Below are 18373 nucleotides of genomic sequence, written 5' to 3'. Positions count from 1 at the left end.
GTGATTATATTTTATTTAATGAACTAACTTTCTTTCTGTACTAATTGTAATAGTAGCAGTTTTATAATTCTTCGGCCGGTATATTTTAAGTTTATGAGATATAATAAGACAGATAGCCAATGCTGCTGAAGTAACAACGATATATATAACTATCATAGTAAAATTGTAAGAACTTTCGTCCTGATTGAAAAATAGTTTTAAAATCTCCATTAATAACTCTCCCGTTAATCTTTAAAATTATCAATTCTTATTGCATTTTATCTGTATTTTCGGTATTTTATTGATCAATTTTTGCTATTGTTTTAAATTAATATATCTACGTGTACTTTCCGTGTATACTATGGTTGCGTCGTTGCTTTTATCGTTGGTTGTGTAGATGCTTTTGTCGTTGGCTGTGTTGGATTTACTACTGGTGGATCTACTACTGGTGGATCATCTGCCGGTGGATCATCTGCCGGTGGATCATTTGCTGGTGGATCATTTGCTGGTGCTACTGTTGAAGCTTTTGTAACTGTCTCAACCTGCTTCGCACCTACATGTAATATGAACTTCTCAATATTAGATGAATTACCGTCTGTATCTGTACAATAGATACTAATCGTATAATCGCCGGCAGTTTTCGTATTATATTCTCCAACAATAATAATTCTTCGAAATAATGTTTCTTTGTCATCTTTATTATCTGTTATATCTTTCACATAAGAAGTCCCATTGAAGCTACCACCTACCGCAATTGTTAATTCATTCTGAGAAAGTGTAAGCACTGGCTTTTCAGGTGATACCGTAGTGTTCTCCACTGCCTTCGTTGTAGCGACTGTTGCCAAAACATTGGTTGACTGTGCTAACGCAGCAGCGTCACTCGTTGCTTTTTCTTTCGCCAGTGTTAAACTATCAATCTCTTCCTGACTTGCGATGTACTTAAAATCATGATTAATCTTCGCAATGTTATTACTCTTATCCCTTGCCACATATATAACTTTTGCAGTTGAAAGATCTGTTGATATGTATATCTGTTCTATTATAATAGAATCACTCACATCACCATCTTTTCCATCCACTGCCTTTACATATTGTATTAATGTTTGCTTGTCTTGGCCACTATCATATGTTATCTCGCGTCCAGTTGGAATATTAAATGTAATTACAGGTGCTTTTTTATCTTCATTCGCAATTACATAAATTGCCACTGTAACTAGCAATATGATAACAATGCCAATCGCTATTGTCACTATATTCTTCTTCACTATAAGGACTCTCCTTTATTTGGCTTTATTACCACAGTTTCCCTTAATACTTGCCATAGTACTTGCCGTAGTACTTGCTATAGTATCCATTCTCACTCATATCTACCTTATTGAGAACTGCGCCTAATATCTTACAGTCAGTCTTTTTTAACTGGACCATTGTATTTTGAATGAACTTATAGCTTATTGTATTCGCTGCAATAACAAATATTGCTCCATCACATTCCTGCGCTACAATTGCGCTGTCTATGACATTTCCAAGTGGTGGTGTATCAATAATCACATAATCATATGTCTCTCTAAGTGTCTTGATCAATAACTTAAAGGTCTTATTGCCAAGTAATTCCGATGGATTAGGTGGAACTGGACCTGAAAATACTGTTAACAAGTTTTCAACATTAGTAGCATACATGACTTCCTCAAACTTGCAGATTCCTGATAAGAAGTGGGTTAACCCCTTGACCGACTTATTTATCTTATAACGTCCTACAAGAATTGACTTTCTAAGATCGGCGTCAATGAAGATTACCTTCTTCCCTGATTCCGCAAGTGATACTGCTAAGTTAAAAGATACGCTAGATTTTCCTTCATTCGGAGTTGCACTTGTTACCATGATTACTTTAACGTCTGAACCGCATAACTGTATATTTGTCCTTAGGTTCTTATAAGCTTCATTACTTCTATAATCAAGCTTTCTGATTCCCTCAATATTAATTGCTGCCACTATCTTTCACCTGCTTTCTTGCATTATTGCTTGATGAACTACGTTTCTTCTTTTTCTTCTTCTTACCTTCGCCATCGTTTAGCTCATCTGATATTGGAATAAGTGCAAGTGTACTAATTCCAAGATATTTTTCGATATCTTCTGCACTTCTTATAGTATCATTCATTAAGAACCGAATAATTACGACTGCACAGGCTAATAATATACCAAGAATTCCGCCAATCATCGCATTCTTACTAGCACTTGAACTTACTGGGGTAGTTGGGATGTTTGCTTCTTCTACTATATTCACTTGTTCAATCTGCATTACCTTACATATTGTGTCTGATGATATCTTAGCTACCTTATCAGCAATCTCTTTGGCTTGATATTGGTCTTTGTTTCTTACAGCAATCTCAAGAATACGAGTATCTGTTGGTGTATTCACAGTAATACTTCCTGCTAATGCATCTGCAGTTGTATCTAAGTTCAGTTCGCTGATTACCTGTTCTGTCACTGCTCTGCCCTTTATTAGGACCAAATAATCCTTCGTAAGCTGTGTTGATGATGCAAGATCATTATATGTTGTAGTTCCTTCGCTTTGTCTATTGATTACATATAACTTAGTAGTTGATTCATATACAGGACTGATGAATAGTTTGCTGATAAGAAACACTGACACAGCTACAATTACACCTGTTATTATAATAATAATTGCTTTTTGCAAAAGTACGCCCATAATCTGTTTTAAGTCAATCTCGATTTCCTCGTTTTGCTTACGTGTTTCCATCAATTCAAATCCTCCAAATATCTTCCTTCTATTATCCGCTCTGGATTGTATATCAATATATCTTCTGTATATTCCTGACCATACTTCTTTTCTATATATGCTGCACATTCATCCATTCTAGGGGCCCTATTCCCATCACTATGCGCATCTGTTGCTACTACATCAATGTATTGATTCTTAAGTAGTTTTTTTGTATAGCTCTTGACTCCTCTTCCGCCCTGTCCGAGTATGGAAGCGGCGTTGACCTGTATGACAGCGCCCATGTCACGAAGTTCTTCTACGTATTCTATATTCTTGACCATACACTCATATCTTTCAATGTGTGCTATTATCGGAATTAATCCTGCCTGCAATATATTGTTAATGCTCGCTCTTATGTAATGATAATCTGTTATCGTTGAATATTCCACCAAGAGATATCGATCACCTTCCATGGTAAGCTTCGTCCCGCGCTCGATTGCTTCCAGTGCATCTGACGTATATAGTACTTCTCTTCCAAGATACAACTTCATATCTGGATGTATAATCTTTGCCGCGACCTTGAATTCATTGAACTTTTCTAGTATCTCTTCATATGTATTCATTGACTTAACCGGATGATAATGTGGCGTCGCAATAATTCCTCTAATTCCCTCTTTGTATGCTATATCTAGCATCTTCATACTCATGGCCATATTTCTTGAGCCATCATCTACCTCGGCTAATATATGACTGTGAATATCAATATACCCACTGGTTATTCCTCTTTTCATATATTTACACATTACCCCTTATTCTTGACATTTTCTCATTTTAGCATAATAGCAATCTCAATGCAATAATTTAGAACTTTATTAATGCAACTATTTTTATCTAACTTAGCAATTATAGAATATTATTCCATAATTGTAAAGCAACTATTTCTCTTATTATATCTTAATATGCTACCTGTTTAAATCAGAATCTCAATTGAATATCAATTTTTCGTATTGCTAGTATTTTTTCAATGTGGTATCATTTAAATATTAATTTTAGCTATTTTATGCTTATATAAGGAAAGGTTTGGACATATACGATGACTATTTATGAAAAATCTCTGCAGTTACATGAAGAATGGAACGGCAAATTGGAAACTGCTTCAAAATGTAAAATCTCTACGAGAGAGGATTTGGCGCTTGCTTATACACCTGGTGTAGCTGAGGCTTGTAAGGTTATTGCTCAGGATAAGGAAGCTGCTTACAAATATACGATTAAGGCCAATACAGTTGCTGTTGTTTCAGACGGTAGTGCGGTTCTTGGTCTTGGCAATATCGGTGCTTACGCAGCTTTGCCTGTTATGGAAGGAAAAGCTGTCCTTTTTAAGGAATTTGGTAATGTGAACGCATTTCCAATCTGTCTTGCTACGCAGGATACGGAAGAGATTATTCAAACCATTGTTAATATCGCGCCTGCATTTGGTGGTATTAATTTGGAAGATATTTCAGCGCCTAGATGTTTTGAAATCGAATCTCGATTAAAGGAACTGCTTGATATTCCTGTTTTTCATGACGATCAACACGGTACAGCAATTGTAGTTCTGGCTGGAATTATCAATGGTCTTAAAGTCACTGGCAAGAAGATGGAAGATTGTCAAGTTGTTGTGAATGGTGCAGGATCTGCCGGCGTAGCGATTACTAAGCTTCTTTTAACCTATGGTTTTAAGAGTATTACAATGTGTGACATAAGCGGAATCTTATCAAAACGTAGTGACGGTCTTAACTGGATGCAAGAATCTATGATGGAGATCACAAATCTTACTGGACGTACCGGAACTCTTTCTGATGCGCTTAAAGGTGCTGATATTTTTGTAGGGGTCTCTGCTCCTGGTATTGTTACTGCCGAGATGGTTACTACGATGAACAAAGATGCGATTATCTTTGCAATGGCGAATCCGATTCCAGAGATTATGCCTGATGTTGCAAAAGCTGCTGGTGCTAGAGTTATTGGTACTGGACGAAGTGATTTCCCTAACCAGGTTAATAATGTAATTGCTTTCCCTGGTATCTTTAAGGGTGCTCTTGAAGGACGCGCAACTCAAATCACAGAAGACATGAAGCTTGCTGCGGCTCTTGCTATTGCTAATCTTATTCCAGATAACGAAGTGAGTGATATCCATATATTGCCAGAACCATTTGATCCTCGTGTTGCAAACGTTGTAAGCCAAGCAGTAAAGGATCATATAAAATAATGCTACCACAATTTTATTCTTTAAGTGAATATTTGAATACTACGTTTGGTGAAAAAGTGTACAAGTTAGCCCTGAATAGTGGGATGTCATGTCCCAACCGTGATGGGCTAATTGATACAAGAGGATGTATTTTTTGCAGCGTTGGCGGGTCTGGGGACTTTGCTGATGGGTCTCAAAATATCACGGAACAGATTGAAGCTGCTAAGGCCTTGGTGCAATCCAAGTATTCTGGCAACTCTTATATCGCTTATTTTCAGGCTTTTACTAACACCTATGCTCCAATTGATTATTTACGCCGTATATTCACTGAAGCAATTCAGCATCCAGATATCGTAGGCCTGTCCATTGCTACGAGGCCAGACTGCCTTGATAATGATATTATTGCCCTAATTAGCGAGCTTAATACAATCAAGCCCGTATGGATTGAATTGGGCCTTCAGACCATACATGAAAGGACTGCTACTTATATTAGAAGGGGGTATCCTCTTTCTGTATTTGAGCACAGTATTGCGATGCTAAATGCTGCTAAGATTACTACGATTGTTCATATGATTATTGGACTTCCTTATGAAACGCCCCAGGATATGTATGCTACCGCAAGCTATCTAGCGCGGACGAACATTCAAGGTATCAAGTTGCAGCTTCTCCACGTTCTTCGTGGAACCGACTTAGCAGATGATTATGCCAATCGGCTTTTTGAAACTTTGTCGCTTGAGGAGTACATTATTATTTTAGGGCATATTATCGAACTACTCCCAAAGGATATCGTTATACACAGAATCACTGGAGACGGCCCTAAGAACCAGCTAATCGCTCCACTATGGAGTGGGAACAAACGAAATGTATTGAATTTAATCAATCGAGAATTTAAGATACATGGTATTGAACAAGGAAAACTCTTTGACCAGCAACAATAAATCAGGAAAGAAGGTCTTTTATTATGTCATCTGAATCTATGACTTTATACAAATTAATGGTTTTATATATGTTAAAAAAGGTGAATTTTCCACTGAATAACGGCCAAATCTCCGATTTTATACTGCAAAGGGAATATACAACTTATTTCACATTGCAAGAAGCAATCAATGAGTTGGTGTCAGATAATTTTATACAGCTTATCAATTATAGGAATTCTACTCAGTACAAGTTAACAGATGAGGGTACCGATACCATCGCTTTCTTTGACAGTAAGATATCTTCTGCCATTAAGGTAGATATCGAAGAGTACCTAAAAGTAAACAAATACGTACTAAAAAGTGAGGTCGGTACCACTTCTGACTATTACAAATCGACTTCAAAAGATTATATTGTCCATTGCCAGGTGAAGGAAGGTAAGTCTACTCTTATAGAGCTGAATTTGTCTGTTCCACTTGAGGACCAAGCAGATGCTATGTGTGCCAAATGGAAAGAATCCAGCGCCGAAATCTACGAATTTATTATGCACAAATTGCTCTAGTAATGAGGAAAGTAAAATAAAATAAGAATCGCAAAACCAAGCTTGCTTGAGTTTTGCGATTCTTATTTTGTTTTATTTGACGAATACCGCACAACTTTAGAAACTCGTCCTTTTGAGTTTCTAAAGTCTGCCGTCTCCCACAACTCCCCGCGGTATTCGTCAAATGGGCAGCCCAAGGCTGCCCACTTTCTGTCTTATATTCCCATCACAAAAACTTCCTCTTAATCTCCTCATATTTTTCCTTCGTCATAAGCGCCGTCACATCACAATCCTTAAACAACACGACAAATGTCCATCTACCATAAGGTTCAATCTTCTTAATCTGTGAGATATTTATGATATAGGATTTATGTGATCTCATAAACTGATTCTCGTCCAGTTTTGATTCAATATCTCCAAGTCCTGCTGAGGTTTTATACAGATCTTGCTTCGTATATATCATAGTGGTATTATTCTCCCTTTGTATCAAGATAATATCCTTTGCATCTATGAAGCTGATACTTTCTTTACCTTTCACAATCAGTTTGTCTAATCCACATTCATATTTTATAATCTTATCAATACTTTCATGGTCTGTACTTTTTCTTTCTTCACTGATTGATTTGACACGTTCTAACGTTTGTTCAATTCGTTCAATGTTGAATGGTTTGATTAAATAGTCAAATGCATATAATTCAAATGCATTTGACATATATTCAGAATGAGCAGTAGCAAATATTATCTTCGTATTCGGTTGCAAATCTAAAATCATCTTAGCGCAATCAATTCCGTTGCATCCGTTGATTTCTATATCCATAAACACAACTTCAGGTGCGGTTTCATTGAACACTGCAATTGCATCGTTGATGTTATCGCATTCGCCTACTACCTCAAAGCCCGGTGTTCTTTCAATGACTTTGGATAGTATTTTTCTGATATTGATTTCATCCTCAACTAAAATCACTTTAATAGACATATTGCTCCTATCTGCTTCTACCTTCTATCTGCTGTCTGCTTCTATCTGCTGTCTGCTTCTTTTGGTCCTTCTGTATCCTCTTGTTCTACATACTGGTTGTGAAAGAACCTCTGACATAATAACCGCCTGCTGAAGTTTTTTTACTAGCTCGCTTTGCTTATCATTACTTGTCTCATTACTTTGCTTAACGTTGCTTATAACATTATTTTCGCCATAATAATTCTCTTCAATATCACTACCTTTATTATAGTTTCTTTGATTATCACTACTTAAGGTATTATTGCTTTGCGTATTACTGCTTTGCATATTGCTACTTTGCGTATTGTTACTTTGAGCGTTTTTTCTCACAGAATTCGTTCTCTGAATATTATCACTTTGAGTTCCATTGCTCTGACTGTAATCCATTACATCCATTACCTTATAATTCATACGATTAAAATCATTTTCATCAAAACTACTTTGCGTAACATTACTTTGAATTTCGTTATACATACTTTTGATTATATTATAAATGCTATTCGCCATAAGTTTGGCCTTTCGTATCTATCTTTGCTTCTTTACCATTTCCGGCAATATTATCTCTCATTTTTGTGTCTGCTTTAATATTTTGCATATCATAATAATCCATGATTCCTAATTTACCTTCACGAAGTGCAAATGCAAGTGCTTTAGGAACTTCTGCTTCTGCTTCTACAACATAAGCTCTCATCTCTTGTTCTCTAGCAACTGCCATTGCTCTTCTTTCTTCTGCCTTTGCCTGTGCAATATTTTTATCGGCTTCTGCTTGAAGTGTCTGTAAATGTGCACCTATGTTACGGCCGATATCAACATCAGCAATATCAATTGATAGGATCTCAAATGCAGTACCAGAATCCAAACCTTTACTCAGTACTAATTTTGAAATTTTATCAGGGTTTTCTAGCACTTCCATATGTGACTGAGAAGAACCAACTGTTGTTACAATACCTTCACCAATTCTTGCAAGAATCGTTGCTTCACCTGCACCACCAACAAGTCTTTCCAAGTTCGTTCTTACAGTTACTCTTGCTTTTACTAACAATTCAATTCCGTTTTGTGCTACTGCTGATATATTTGATGTTTCAATAACTTTAGGATTAACACTCATCTTAACTGCTTCTAATACATCACGTCCTGCTAAATCAATTGCAGCTGCTTTTTCAAATGGCAATTCAATGCCGGCTCTTTCTGATGCAATCAAAGCATTTACTACATTATCAACATTACCACCTGCAAGGTAATGTGCCTCTAACTCATTTACATTAATATCTATTCCAGCTTTTGTCGCTTTGATCAGTGGCAAAATAATTCTTGCGGGTGCAACTCTTCTAAGTCTCATTCCTACAAGATTAAATATACTTACTTTAACATTCGCTGCCAATGACGAGATCCAAAGACCTACTGGGACAAAACTAAAAAATAACAAAACAAAAATAACAACAACACCGATAACAACATAAATTCCTATCATACTTTTCTCCATTCCTGCCGTGCGAATTTAATTCGCATTATTTAACGGCACTAAAATATAGTTTACTTGCTTACTTAAACATTTCTCTAACCACTAATTTAGAATTGAATACTTTATATATCTCGATTTTACTTCCGATTGAAATATAACGCCCATCTGATATAACATCAAATTCTATTTCATCAAATACGCCTCTTCCAGTTGGTCGTAAATCTGTTGATGCAAGACCTACTTTTCCTAACAGATAATTTAAGTCATTAGAACTTATGTAACCATTCTCTTTGTCTTGCTTTTCATGTAAAATGATCGGCGAGTCAAGTTTTCCCTTTGAAAGTAGCGACATGATTACTATAAACATAATCAAAAGCACTACTAATATAATCGCAGTAAATACTAACGCTTCATTAACTGTATCTGATAAAAGAACCACTCCTGCTGCTAAACAGACCGCTCCTAATAACCCGTGTGCTCCAAACCCTGGAATCATCATCTCTATCGCTACAAACACGAATCCCATTATTAACAAAATTACGCCTAAAATCATTAATCCATCCATATTGTCACCTCCTAGGTTTATAAAATATATGTAATTAATTGTTCTTTCTATCATATCACTCTTGTAAATACAATTTCAACTGATTTATCATTATATCATAGTAAAGATCAAAATAATCTAATATGTGTATTTTTCCGCTATCCCCTTATAATGATGTGTCTCTAATACCCATGTGTACTCTTGATTTCAGCGATCTGTGCATTGATTTCGTCCAATGTCATTTTACTTGGGTACTTCTCCAAAAACAGCTTCCAATCAGATAGCATCCCACTTAATCCGTTTTGGTTGAACATATAATATATGCTCTCATCATATGCATCCATCATTTTCATCACACTTTCAATTCCATATGTATTTACCATATAATCAACAAAAGAATAATTGCTTAAAATGAAGTACTCATTGTAGGAATGGTAAGTCAGATACTTACTGATTTCTCCTACATTATCTCTTATCTTGCTCATAGTAACATTCTTAATCGTATCTTGTTCATATTTTTTTGTGAGCTCATTTAAATAGTTATGAACATCTATACCGTAATTGAGTGAACCAATCCCCATTCCTAAATAACTCTGTACATACTCATAAAATCCATGCTCTAGAGCGTTTGTTCTCCCGTCAGCCATAGTCATCGTATTTGTGGTTTTAGTTGTAACTAATTGTGTCAGCAGATGAATCAACTGACTCCTATTATGTCGAAACATCGTATTATTCATATACAAATCACATGTCACAATTGTTTTACTAATATTTTTCGAAAAAGTTATACCTTCTAGATTTGGGGCATCATCGCTGTCGGCGACTTTTAATCCTATGAAAATGGTATCAATGCCTTCATATTGTTGATACCAGTCCTGCTTGTTCAGTAATGATGCAATTTGATTGATATAGTTTCGCACTGCCGTTTCATATTCCGCCTGCGTTTTATAAACTGCATTTTTTAAGTCATATGTTTGCCAGTAGTCCTCATAATATGTAAATTCAATGTTAATTCCAGTCTTGGTCTTGGTTTCGCTTTCTGCGCGAATGTTTTCCTCCGTTTCTGCTGACTTCGCTTTATTATCCTTTATTACAATTACAGTTGCGATTATTGCAATCACTACAATTACAGCTATAACTGCTATTAAGATAGATTTTTTCCTCATTTCTCTCCCCCATTATTCATTCAAAGCTTTTCATGTCTATTTACATCAATCACTTTGATATTCATAGTATATGATATTTTTGTAACAATGAAATATCAAACCAATATGTTATACATTTTTGAATTTGAACTGTCACTATTGCATGTTTAACTTACATCTTCCTTACTTATGAACACGGTAAATGAAGTTTTGCCTTCGATTGACTGAAGTTCAATCGTACCATTATTGCTATCAAGAATTTGATTAATGATCATAAGGCCTAAACCATGTCCCTCATCTTTTTTTGTTGAATATCCCTTTTTAAATATGAGGTCTTGCTGTGACTCAGGTATTACTGGGCCATTATTATAGACACAAAATCTATAGTTACGTATATCTTCACCGATCTCAATATGTATCGTTTTTTCTTTCTCCATTTGATCAACAGCAGTAATTGCATTATCAATCAGATTAGCAAGTACCTTACATAGCTCCCATTGTTCTATTTTAATATTACGCAAATCTGAAGTCACTCCTAAAAACATAGCAATATCAGCTCTGCGAGCGGTTTCCATCTTTGCTTGAAGAAGCGCATTCAGTGCAGGTTTTGAGGTCTTTAGGGCATTGCTTACCTTCATAATGTCAACAAATACAGGTTCTAGATATTCCCTTGCATCTTGATATTCGTCCAATTCAAGTAGCCCATATACAATTTGCATATGATTAATATAATCATGCCTTTGTGTTCTAAGTGTTGTATTCAATTCCTCTAAATTTTTAATTGTTTCTTCTATTCCAACATTATAATATCGATTAATCAATCCAATTCCAATTATCAATCCACCACTGCAAAACAGTACTGCACCCATAATTGCATAATCGCACCACCCAACGCGACCCAATACTTTAGTTCCAACGCCAATCCAGAATAGAATGCATAAAAAAAACTGTATATAACAAATGATCAATAAATTACGAACTACTTTTCTAACGTACATGTGGCTCCCTGCCCCCTATATATTCTATAAATACTGCTGGTTTTTATTATACCATATCTATCCATATTTACTGAATATCTTTTTCACTTATTTTGATTGATACTCTCAATATTTCACTTAAAACCAGAAAAAAAAAGTAACAGCTCACGCTGTCACTTCTTCAATATTCTTAACCATATTTTATCTTTTTTTCGCTCCGGTTCTGCCCTTTTCTTCCGACTTTGGTCTAGCTCCGATTCTGCCTTTTTCTTCTGTCTTTGGCCTAGCTCCGATTCTGCCTCTTTCTTCTGTCTTTGGCTTCACTCCAGTTCTGCCTCTTTGCTCAGTCTTTGGCTTCATTCTAGATCTGCTTCTATCTTCTGCCTTTGGCTTTTCTTCAGTGCTGTCTCTATCGTCCGTCTTTGGCTTCGCTCCAAATCTGCCTCTTTGTTCTGTCTTTGGCTTCATTCTAGTTCTGCTTCTATCTTCCGCCAGTGGCTTCACTACAGTTGTTCTTCTGTCTTCTGACATTGGCTTCGCTACAGTTGTTCTTCTATCTTCATACCTTGGCTTCGCTACAGCTGCGTTTCTGTCTTCTGTCATTGGCTTCGCTCCAGTTGCGCTTCTACCTTCTGTCTTTGACTTTACTCCAGCTTTGTTTTTTACGTCTGTCTTAGGCTTATATTTTGGTCTTCTTCCTTCATTTTCTTTCGCTTTTGCCAATTTTTTAGCCAATGCTTTGCTTTTTCTTTCCTTCTTTTCTTTCACTTCAGGAATTACTATATCTTCAGTTCTTGCCTTCACTTTCGTTCTTGCTTTCACTCTCGGTCTTGGTTTCACTTTCAATCGTTCTTTCATTTCAGCTTCAACTTCAGTATTCTCTTCCGCTTCAACATTCAATTCAGATTTCGCTCCCGATTTCTCCTCAGCCTTCACTTCCGCCTTAGCCTCATCTTTCACATCTGCATTCATTTCAGTTTCCAGTTTCTCTTTCACTTGCATTTCCGCCTTAACCTCTGTCATCTCTTTGCCTTCTACCACTTCGATCAACTCTTCATCTAAAACATAGCCATCAATCGCTTTCCATAATTCTGGAAGTCCTTGCTTGCTTGTCGCTGAAAATGGAATCAATACATCATCTTTTCGCAGACCCAATCCATCTCTAAGCATTTTTACATGTTTTGGAACCTGGCTTCTATTTAGTTTGTCCACTTTTGTTGCAATAATGACAGGTCTAAATCCATTTGACACAACCCAGTCATACATGATCTTGTCGTTGGTGGATGGATCATGTCTAATGTCTATGAGTAAAAACACTTGTTGTAGCTGGCTTGAGTTAATAAGATACTTTTCAATCATCTTACCCCATTTTGCTTTAACTGCCTCATTTGCATTGGCATATCCGTATCCAGGGAGATCGACCAAAAACATCACATCATTGATGTTATAAAAATTAATCGTCTGTGTCTTACCTGGCTGTGATGAGATTCTTGCATATGATTTTCTAAACATCAGCGCATTAATGAGTGATGATTTTCCTACATTTGACTTTCCGGCAAATGCAATCTCTGGCTTATCTGTTTCAGGGATTTCACTTGTAACTCCAATTACGATTTCCAAATCAACTTTTTTAATTACCATTCTAATACCTCCTTGCACCGCAGGCCTTCATTTAAATAGTTCTATCAAGACTAATAAAAGTGTATAAAGGGAATCAATGATTCACTTTATACACTAAATTAGATTCTCAAACCGATTACTGTATGATATTTTACTGTGCGACTTTATAATATGTGACCTATACTGTGCGACTTTGCTATACAACTTTTACTGTGCTATTTTTTTCTGTGTACTCTTTTTGTCAACAATACTTTCTGTTCTATACTGTACGATTGGCTTATCAGTACCTTCAACAGATTCCTTCGTGATAATACACTTTGCAATTGTATCATCTGATGGAATTGTATACATAACATCCATCATTACTGATTCCATAATTGAACGAAGCCCTCTGGCACCTGTTTTTCTCTCGAAGCTTTTTCTTGCAATCACTTGGACAGCCTCTGGTGTAAATTCAAGTTCAACTTCATCTAATTCGAAAAGTTTCTTGTACTGTTTCACAATTGCATTCTTAGGCTCTGTAAGGATTTTAACCAATGCCTCTTGATCCAAATTATTAAGTGCAACTACAATTGGAATACGGCCAACAAATTCAGGTATTAAACCAAATCTGATCAAATCCTGTGGAAGTACTTTACGTAAGATTTCTCCTACATTTTCTTCTCTTTTATCAGCTATCTCTGCATTAAATCCGATTGATTTTTGATCCATTCTCGTCTCAATAATCTTCTCTAATCCGTCAAATGCACCACCACATATAAATAATATGTTTGTAGTATCTATCTGAATCAACTCTTGCTGTGGATGTTTTCTACCGCCTTGTGGTGGAACCGATGCAGTTGTACCCTCTATTATCTTTAAAAGTGCTTGCTGAACGCCTTCACCTGAAACGTCTCTTGTGATTGATACATTTTCTGATTTCTTAGTTATCTTATCTATTTCATCTAAGTAAATGATGCCGTACTGCGCTTTTTCAACATCATAATCAGCTGCCTGAATGATTTTCAAAAGGATATTCTCTACATCTTCACCAACATAACCTGCTTCTGTAAGTGTTGTAGCATCTGCAATTGCAAATGGAACATTAAGAAGCTTCGCAAGTGTCTGTGCCAAAAAAGTCTTACCAGAACCAGTTGGCCCAAGCATCAAAATATTACTCTTTTGAAGTTCAACATCTAAGTTCTTACCAGACAAAACCCTCTTATAATGATTATAAACGGATACTGCCAATACTTTCTTCGCTTCATCCTGACCAATTACATAATCATCAAGAAATTCTTTTATTTGCATCGGTTTCAAAAGATTAATATCAAGCTCACTCTCTTCTGTATCTTCCGTATCAAATTCATCATCGAGAATGTCCCCACAAATCGAAATACATTCATCACAAATATATACGCCATTCGGTCCTGCAATCAACTTTTTAACTTGTTCCTGTGATTTGTTGCAAAATGAACAACGTAGTTTCTCATCAATAATCTTTCCTGCCATAATTGCCCTCATTTCTGCGCATCTTTTATTGGCTCGCTCTGCGAGACAATGCACATCTTAAATTTGTGCCACCGCACAACTATTGTATGTGAATGATTCACCATTCACACGAATACCGCATTCCCTACTAATTCATAAATGAATCCCATATACTGAACTGACTAACCATTTGCACTAGGAAACTATAAAAATAAAAAGGCCAGAAAAGGGGCTGTGCAATTTTTTTGCAACAGTCCCCATTATCGTAACCTATCTCTTGTCAACTACACTGTCAACCAAACCGTATTCTAAAGCTTGCTGTGCATCCATATAGTTATCTCGTTCTGTATCAACCTCAATAATCTCTAATGGCTTACCAGTATTTTCAGCTAAAATCCTGTTTAATTTCGCTCTAGTTTTAATGATATGGTCTGCTACAATTTTGATATCTGTTGCTTGACCTTGCGCGCCACCTGATGGCTGATGTATCATGATTTCTGCATTCGGAAGAGCAAATCTCTTTCCTTTGGCTCCGCCTGAAAGCAAGAATGCACCCATACTTGCTGCCATTCCGATACACATTGTTGAAACATCACATTTCACATAATTCATTGTATCGTAGATAGCCATTCCTGCAGTAACTGAACCGCCTGGACTATTAATATATAAATGTATATCTTTACCAGGATCTTCTGACTCTAAGAATAGTAGCTGTGCAACAATAACGCTTGCTGATATATCGCTAACTTCTTCCCCTAGGAAAATGATTCTTTCTTTTAAAAGTCTTGAATAAATGTCGTAAGATCTCTCTCCTCGACTTGTTTGCTCAATGACATAAGGTACTAAACTCATAGTAATTCCTCCAATCCGAATATATGATTTCTAATTTTTACTTTTCTACAGCTGCTTCTGTAACAAATGTAACGGCTTTCTGAATTGCAATATCTTCTTTGATTTGCTTTGTTTCATTTTCGCCCATGAATTCTTTGATCTTTTCGATTTCCATTTTGTAAAGTTCAGCCATTTTGACAAGTTCTTCATCAAGTTCAGCGTCTGTTGCTTCAATGTTTTCAGCTTTCACAATTGCTTCAAGAACCAATCTAGTCTTAATACGTTTTAGGGCTTCTGGCTTCATATCTCCTAATAACTTTTCAGCTGTAATTCCTGTAAACTGGAAGTATTGTTCAACTGATAATCCTTGTTGTTGTAATCTTTGAGAAAATTCTTCAGCCATTTGTTTTACTTGTGTCTGAATCATTGGTTCTGGAATATCCATCTTTGAATTTTCAACGATCTTATCAATTACTTCTGATTCTTTCTTCGTTGTAGCTTCTTTTTCTTTATCTGTAATTAATTTTGCTTTTACGTCTTCTTTGTATTCAACTAATGTATCAAAATCTGATACGTCTTGTGCGAAATCATCATCAAGCTCAGGAAGTTCTTTTACTTTGATTTCATTAACTGTTCCTTTGAATATTGCAGCTTTTCCCTTCAAGTTTTCAACATGATAATCTTCTGGGAATGTTACATTGACTTCAAATGCTTCTGCAATGTTCTTTCCAATTAATTGTTCTTCAAATGTATCAATAAATGAATGTGAACCAATTGTTAGTGCATGGTTTTCACCTTTTCCACCGTCAAAAGCTTCGCCATCTACAAATCCTTCAAAGTCAATTACTGCTTCATCACCGTCTTGTACTGCTCTATCTTCAACGTTGATTGTTCTTGAATTCTTTTCTCTAACTTTATCCAACTCAGTAGCAAGCTCTTCGTCTGAAACTACGCCTTCAATCTTAGCTACTTCAATTCCTTTATATTCGCCAAGTTCAACTTCTGGTTTAACAGCGACTTCTGCTGTGAAGATGAATGGTTTATCTTTTTCTAATTGTATTACATCAACTTGTGGCTGTGAAACTATATCTAAACCGCTTTCTTGTGCTGCTTGAGAATAAGCATCTGGAATTATTGCATTAGCTGCATCTTCAAAGAAGGTTTCCTGTCCGTAAAGTTTTTCGATCATCTTACGAGGTGCTTTTCCTTTTCTAAATCCCTGAACGTTCATCTTGCTCTTATTCTTCTGATAAGCTTTTTCCAAGCCAATCTCAAATTCTTCATTAGTCGCTTCAATTACAAGCTTCACCATATTCTTTTCTTCAAGTTGTTCTACTTTAAAATTCATTCTAATCAATTCCTCCTTATATATATGTAAAGTTTTTCCTAAAGTACAATGTACATATTTTCTGATTATACCATAATACTTTTTTAATTACTAGCATTAATTTATTTCATATCCTTTAATTGTTCTCCGATACGCTTGGTGTTTTCAAGAAGTAGCTTTAATTCTCTTATATGATCTTGCTCTGCAACCACATTATTAACTACCGTCTCTGTTGTTGCTGTCACTTCCTGAAATACTGCTGATACATTTTCAGATGCATTCCTTATTACATTGAACGCTTCCGAAAACGACTCGGTCTCTCCAGAAGTATTCCCAACGAGCAAATTCAAACGCTGTTGGTTTTGATTTATTTCATCAAACATGAGCTTTAAGTCATTAAATACCTTCATTGCCTCAACGACTATTTTCATAATCTCATTCGCGCTTAGATTTGATTTTTCAATATTATTGCCAATCATACCAATTGTGCTCTGAATTTCTTTTATTGCATCATCCGTCTGTTGTGAAAGATTGCGTACTTCCTCTGCAATAATAGCAAAGCCTCTTCCATGTTCTCCTGCTCTGGCTGCCTCAATTGATGCATTTAACGCCAACAGATTTGTTTGGGAAGATATATTTAAAATCAGTTCAACAACATTGCTAATTGTCACTGCTGTTTCGCTTAAAGAATGAGAGTACTCAATTGATTTTTCTGCATTGTCATTTGCCATATTAAGTTCCTGCTCAAGATTGCTAACAATACTAGAGGTATCCGTAATTATGCTTAGTGAATTATTCACACGATCCATCATCTCATTGTTGTCTTTGTGGATTTTTTCAACAGCTACCGATAAATTAGTTATCTTCGTTGTTACATCAATTACATCTTTTGTAGATTCAGCGATTCCTGCTGAAACTTGATTCAACGAAGATAGATTTAAATCAGCCGTTTTATAAATATCAGCGATTTCAAAATTTCCTTGTGCTATGTTATTGTTTTGTAGATTAATCGACTCTTTAATTTTTACAAGTAATTTATCATTCTGTTCCAACAATAGATTCGATTTTTTAATATTTTCAGTGGCTAAATTAATATACTCACTACCCCATTTACTAAGGAAGAACACTACAGCAAGTGAAATATTGAAAAAGACTACACTTTTTACTAGAAATAGAATATTCGTACTATTATTGAGCAAAAACTGTGATATTAATCCTAACATAATATTCAAACCGTTATAAACTATGCCCAAATGTATGATCATCTTTACATTGAAATACATTCCAAACATGATTACAAATATTATTTGCGCTGGCAATATATATTCATTTGGCTCTATTATAGACATAATAGAAGCCGATATAATCGGAACAAACACTATAAAATACCCCTTGATATGTGAACTAATCGGTAAGATAAATATAATCCCAACAACGACACACGCTCCCCCAACAAATGCCAAAACTGATAATCCATAAGCAATTCCCTTCGGCAATGATTGTAGAAATACCAAAGTTGAAAAAATAATTAGCATTGCAAAACTAAACCGATTAATTCTTTTTACGTTATACTGTTCCATTTTCCCCTCTATTCCTGCAGTTCGCTTAGCAATCCTAAACCGCAT

At 35.8% G+C, this 18373-nt stretch carries 18 protein-coding genes and 1 pseudogene; 3 read left to right on the top strand and 16 right to left on the bottom strand.

The window, feature by feature from the left end:
- Window positions 1-15: 15 nt before the first annotated feature.
- The 5 genes from BMY18_RS17755 to BMY18_RS17735 form a co-directional block, all read right to left on the bottom strand.
- Window positions 16-210 (bottom strand): hypothetical protein, encoded by a 195-nt coding sequence (locus BMY18_RS17755; protein WP_092456898.1) that lies wholly within the window; start codon window positions 208-210, stop codon window positions 16-18.
- A 128-nt stretch (window positions 211-338) separates the two neighbouring features.
- On the bottom strand, window positions 339-1244 hold the full coding sequence (locus tag BMY18_RS17750; RefSeq protein ID WP_092456894.1) for a hypothetical protein: 906 nt from the start codon (window positions 1242-1244) through the stop codon (window positions 339-341).
- 43 nt (window positions 1245-1287) lie between these two features.
- The gene (locus tag BMY18_RS17745) at window positions 1288-1968 is read right to left on the bottom strand and encodes a polysaccharide biosynthesis tyrosine autokinase (RefSeq protein ID WP_092456891.1); all 681 of its coding nucleotides are present in this window, start codon (window positions 1966-1968) and stop codon (window positions 1288-1290) included.
- On the bottom strand, window positions 1955-2737 hold the full coding sequence (locus tag BMY18_RS17740; protein WP_092456888.1) for a YveK family protein: 783 nt from the start codon (window positions 2735-2737) through the stop codon (window positions 1955-1957). Before BMY18_RS17740 ends, BMY18_RS17745 begins: the two co-directional genes overlap by 14 nt.
- Window positions 2737-3489, bottom strand: a complete 753-nt coding sequence (locus BMY18_RS17735) for a CpsB/CapC family capsule biosynthesis tyrosine phosphatase (RefSeq protein ID WP_092456885.1) — start codon at window positions 3487-3489, stop codon at window positions 2737-2739. Before BMY18_RS17735 ends, BMY18_RS17740 begins: the two co-directional genes overlap by 1 nt.
- Before the next feature lie 302 nt (window positions 3490-3791).
- On the opposite strand from BMY18_RS17735, the gene BMY18_RS17730 reads away from it, so the two are divergent.
- From BMY18_RS17730 to BMY18_RS17720, 3 genes are read left to right on the top strand one after another with little or no spacing between them, the layout of a single operon-like run.
- Window positions 3792-4943: an NAD(P)-dependent malic enzyme gene (locus BMY18_RS17730; RefSeq protein ID WP_092456881.1), complete on the top strand. Its 1152-nt coding sequence runs from the start codon at window positions 3792-3794 to the stop codon at window positions 4941-4943.
- Complete coding sequence (locus tag BMY18_RS17725) at window positions 4943-5860, top strand: tRNA modification radical SAM protein MnmL/YtqA (RefSeq protein WP_092456878.1); 918 nt, start codon at window positions 4943-4945, stop codon at window positions 5858-5860. The genes BMY18_RS17730 and BMY18_RS17725 overlap by 1 nt, the downstream gene beginning before the upstream one ends.
- Before the next feature lie 23 nt (window positions 5861-5883).
- On the top strand, window positions 5884-6399 hold the full coding sequence (locus tag BMY18_RS17720) for a DUF4364 family protein (RefSeq protein WP_092456875.1): 516 nt from the start codon (window positions 5884-5886) through the stop codon (window positions 6397-6399).
- Between the two features lie 205 nt (window positions 6400-6604).
- Here BMY18_RS17720 and BMY18_RS17715 read toward each other — a convergent pair whose 3' ends face one another.
- The 11 genes and pseudogenes from BMY18_RS17715 to BMY18_RS17665 all read right to left on the bottom strand — a co-directional run bounded on the left by BMY18_RS17715 (window position 6605) and on the right by BMY18_RS17665 (window position 18328).
- Window positions 6605-7354, bottom strand: a complete 750-nt coding sequence (locus BMY18_RS17715; RefSeq protein ID WP_092456872.1) for a LytR/AlgR family response regulator transcription factor — start codon at window positions 7352-7354, stop codon at window positions 6605-6607.
- Between the two features lie 24 nt (window positions 7355-7378).
- Window positions 7379-7879: a hypothetical protein gene (locus tag BMY18_RS17710; protein WP_092456869.1), complete on the bottom strand. Its 501-nt coding sequence runs from the start codon at window positions 7877-7879 to the stop codon at window positions 7379-7381.
- A complete protein-coding gene (floA, locus tag BMY18_RS17705; RefSeq protein ID WP_278281132.1) occupies window positions 7869-8843 on the bottom strand; it encodes a flotillin-like protein FloA in 975 nt (324 codons plus the stop codon). Before floA ends, BMY18_RS17710 begins: the two co-directional genes overlap by 11 nt.
- A gap of 70 nt (window positions 8844-8913) precedes the next feature.
- Window positions 8914-9399 (bottom strand): NfeD family protein, encoded by a 486-nt coding sequence (locus BMY18_RS17700; RefSeq protein ID WP_092456863.1) that lies wholly within the window; start codon window positions 9397-9399, stop codon window positions 8914-8916.
- 161 nt (window positions 9400-9560) lie between these two features.
- Window positions 9561-10544 carry a hypothetical protein gene (locus BMY18_RS17695; RefSeq protein WP_092456860.1) on the bottom strand — a complete coding sequence of 328 codons (984 nt, stop codon included), beginning with the start codon at window positions 10542-10544 and terminating at the stop codon, window positions 9561-9563.
- A gap of 146 nt (window positions 10545-10690) precedes the next feature.
- Window positions 10691-11521: a sensor histidine kinase gene (locus tag BMY18_RS17690; RefSeq protein ID WP_092456857.1), complete on the bottom strand. Its 831-nt coding sequence runs from the start codon at window positions 11519-11521 to the stop codon at window positions 10691-10693.
- A gap of 1047 nt (window positions 11522-12568) precedes the next feature.
- A pseudogene (gene yihA, locus BMY18_RS21720) lies at window positions 12569-13141 on the bottom strand (ribosome biogenesis GTP-binding protein YihA/YsxC); the annotation flags it as partial.
- Between the two features lie 186 nt (window positions 13142-13327).
- Window positions 13328-14611, bottom strand: a complete 1284-nt coding sequence (gene clpX / locus BMY18_RS17680) for an ATP-dependent Clp protease ATP-binding subunit ClpX (RefSeq protein ID WP_092456852.1) — start codon at window positions 14609-14611, stop codon at window positions 13328-13330.
- A gap of 249 nt (window positions 14612-14860) precedes the next feature.
- On the bottom strand, window positions 14861-15442 hold the full coding sequence (gene clpP / locus BMY18_RS17675) for an ATP-dependent Clp endopeptidase proteolytic subunit ClpP (protein WP_092456849.1): 582 nt from the start codon (window positions 15440-15442) through the stop codon (window positions 14861-14863).
- Between the two features lie 37 nt (window positions 15443-15479).
- Window positions 15480-16769, bottom strand: a complete 1290-nt coding sequence (gene tig, locus BMY18_RS17670; protein WP_092456846.1) for a trigger factor — start codon at window positions 16767-16769, stop codon at window positions 15480-15482.
- A gap of 101 nt (window positions 16770-16870) precedes the next feature.
- Window positions 16871-18328: a methyl-accepting chemotaxis protein gene (locus BMY18_RS17665; RefSeq protein ID WP_170841477.1), complete on the bottom strand. Its 1458-nt coding sequence runs from the start codon at window positions 18326-18328 to the stop codon at window positions 16871-16873.
- Window positions 18329-18373 lie beyond the last annotated feature (45 nt).

It is taken from the genome of [Clostridium] fimetarium, assembly GCF_900111235.1.
Lineage (GTDB): Bacteria > Bacillota > Clostridia > Lachnospirales > Lachnospiraceae > Clostridium_N > Clostridium_N fimetarium.
This window is presented reverse-complemented; position numbering and strand designations above follow the sequence as displayed.

Coding starts and splice junctions, on each gene's coding strand:
- BMY18_RS17755 (WP_092456898.1), bottom strand. CDS start 210: ATGGAGATTTTAAAACTATTTTTCAATCAGGACGAAAGTTCTTACAAT.
- BMY18_RS17740 (WP_092456888.1), bottom strand. CDS start 2,737: ATGGAAACACGTAAGCAAAACGAGGAAATCGAGATTGACTTAAAACAG.
- BMY18_RS17735 (WP_092456885.1), bottom strand. CDS start 3,489: ATGAAAAGAGGAATAACCAGTGGGTATATTGATATTCACAGTCATATA.
- BMY18_RS17730 (WP_092456881.1), top strand. CDS start 3,792: ATGACTATTTATGAAAAATCTCTGCAGTTACATGAAGAATGGAACGGC.
- BMY18_RS17725 (WP_092456878.1), top strand. CDS start 4,943: ATGCTACCACAATTTTATTCTTTAAGTGAATATTTGAATACTACGTTT.
- BMY18_RS17720 (WP_092456875.1), top strand. CDS start 5,884: ATGTCATCTGAATCTATGACTTTATACAAATTAATGGTTTTATATATG.
- BMY18_RS17715 (WP_092456872.1), bottom strand. CDS start 7,354: ATGTCTATTAAAGTGATTTTAGTTGAGGATGAAATCAATATCAGAAAA.
- BMY18_RS17710 (WP_092456869.1), bottom strand. CDS start 7,879: ATGGCGAATAGCATTTATAATATAATCAAAAGTATGTATAACGAAATT.
- floA (WP_278281132.1), bottom strand. CDS start 8,843: ATGATAGGAATTTATGTTGTTATCGGTGTTGTTGTTATTTTTGTTTTG.
- BMY18_RS17700 (WP_092456863.1), bottom strand. CDS start 9,399: ATGGATGGATTAATGATTTTAGGCGTAATTTTGTTAATAATGGGATTC.
- BMY18_RS17695 (WP_092456860.1), bottom strand. CDS start 10,544: ATGAGGAAAAAATCTATCTTAATAGCAGTTATAGCTGTAATTGTAGTG.
- BMY18_RS17690 (WP_092456857.1), bottom strand. CDS start 11,521: ATGTACGTTAGAAAAGTAGTTCGTAATTTATTGATCATTTGTTATATA.
- clpX (WP_092456852.1), bottom strand. CDS start 14,611: ATGGCAGGAAAGATTATTGATGAGAAACTACGTTGTTCATTTTGCAAC.
- clpP (WP_092456849.1), bottom strand. CDS start 15,442: ATGAGTTTAGTACCTTATGTCATTGAGCAAACAAGTCGAGGAGAGAGA.
- tig (WP_092456846.1), bottom strand. CDS start 16,769: ATGAATTTTAAAGTAGAACAACTTGAAGAAAAGAATATGGTGAAGCTT.
- BMY18_RS17665 (WP_170841477.1), bottom strand. CDS start 18,328: ATGGAACAGTATAACGTAAAAAGAATTAATCGGTTTAGTTTTGCAATG.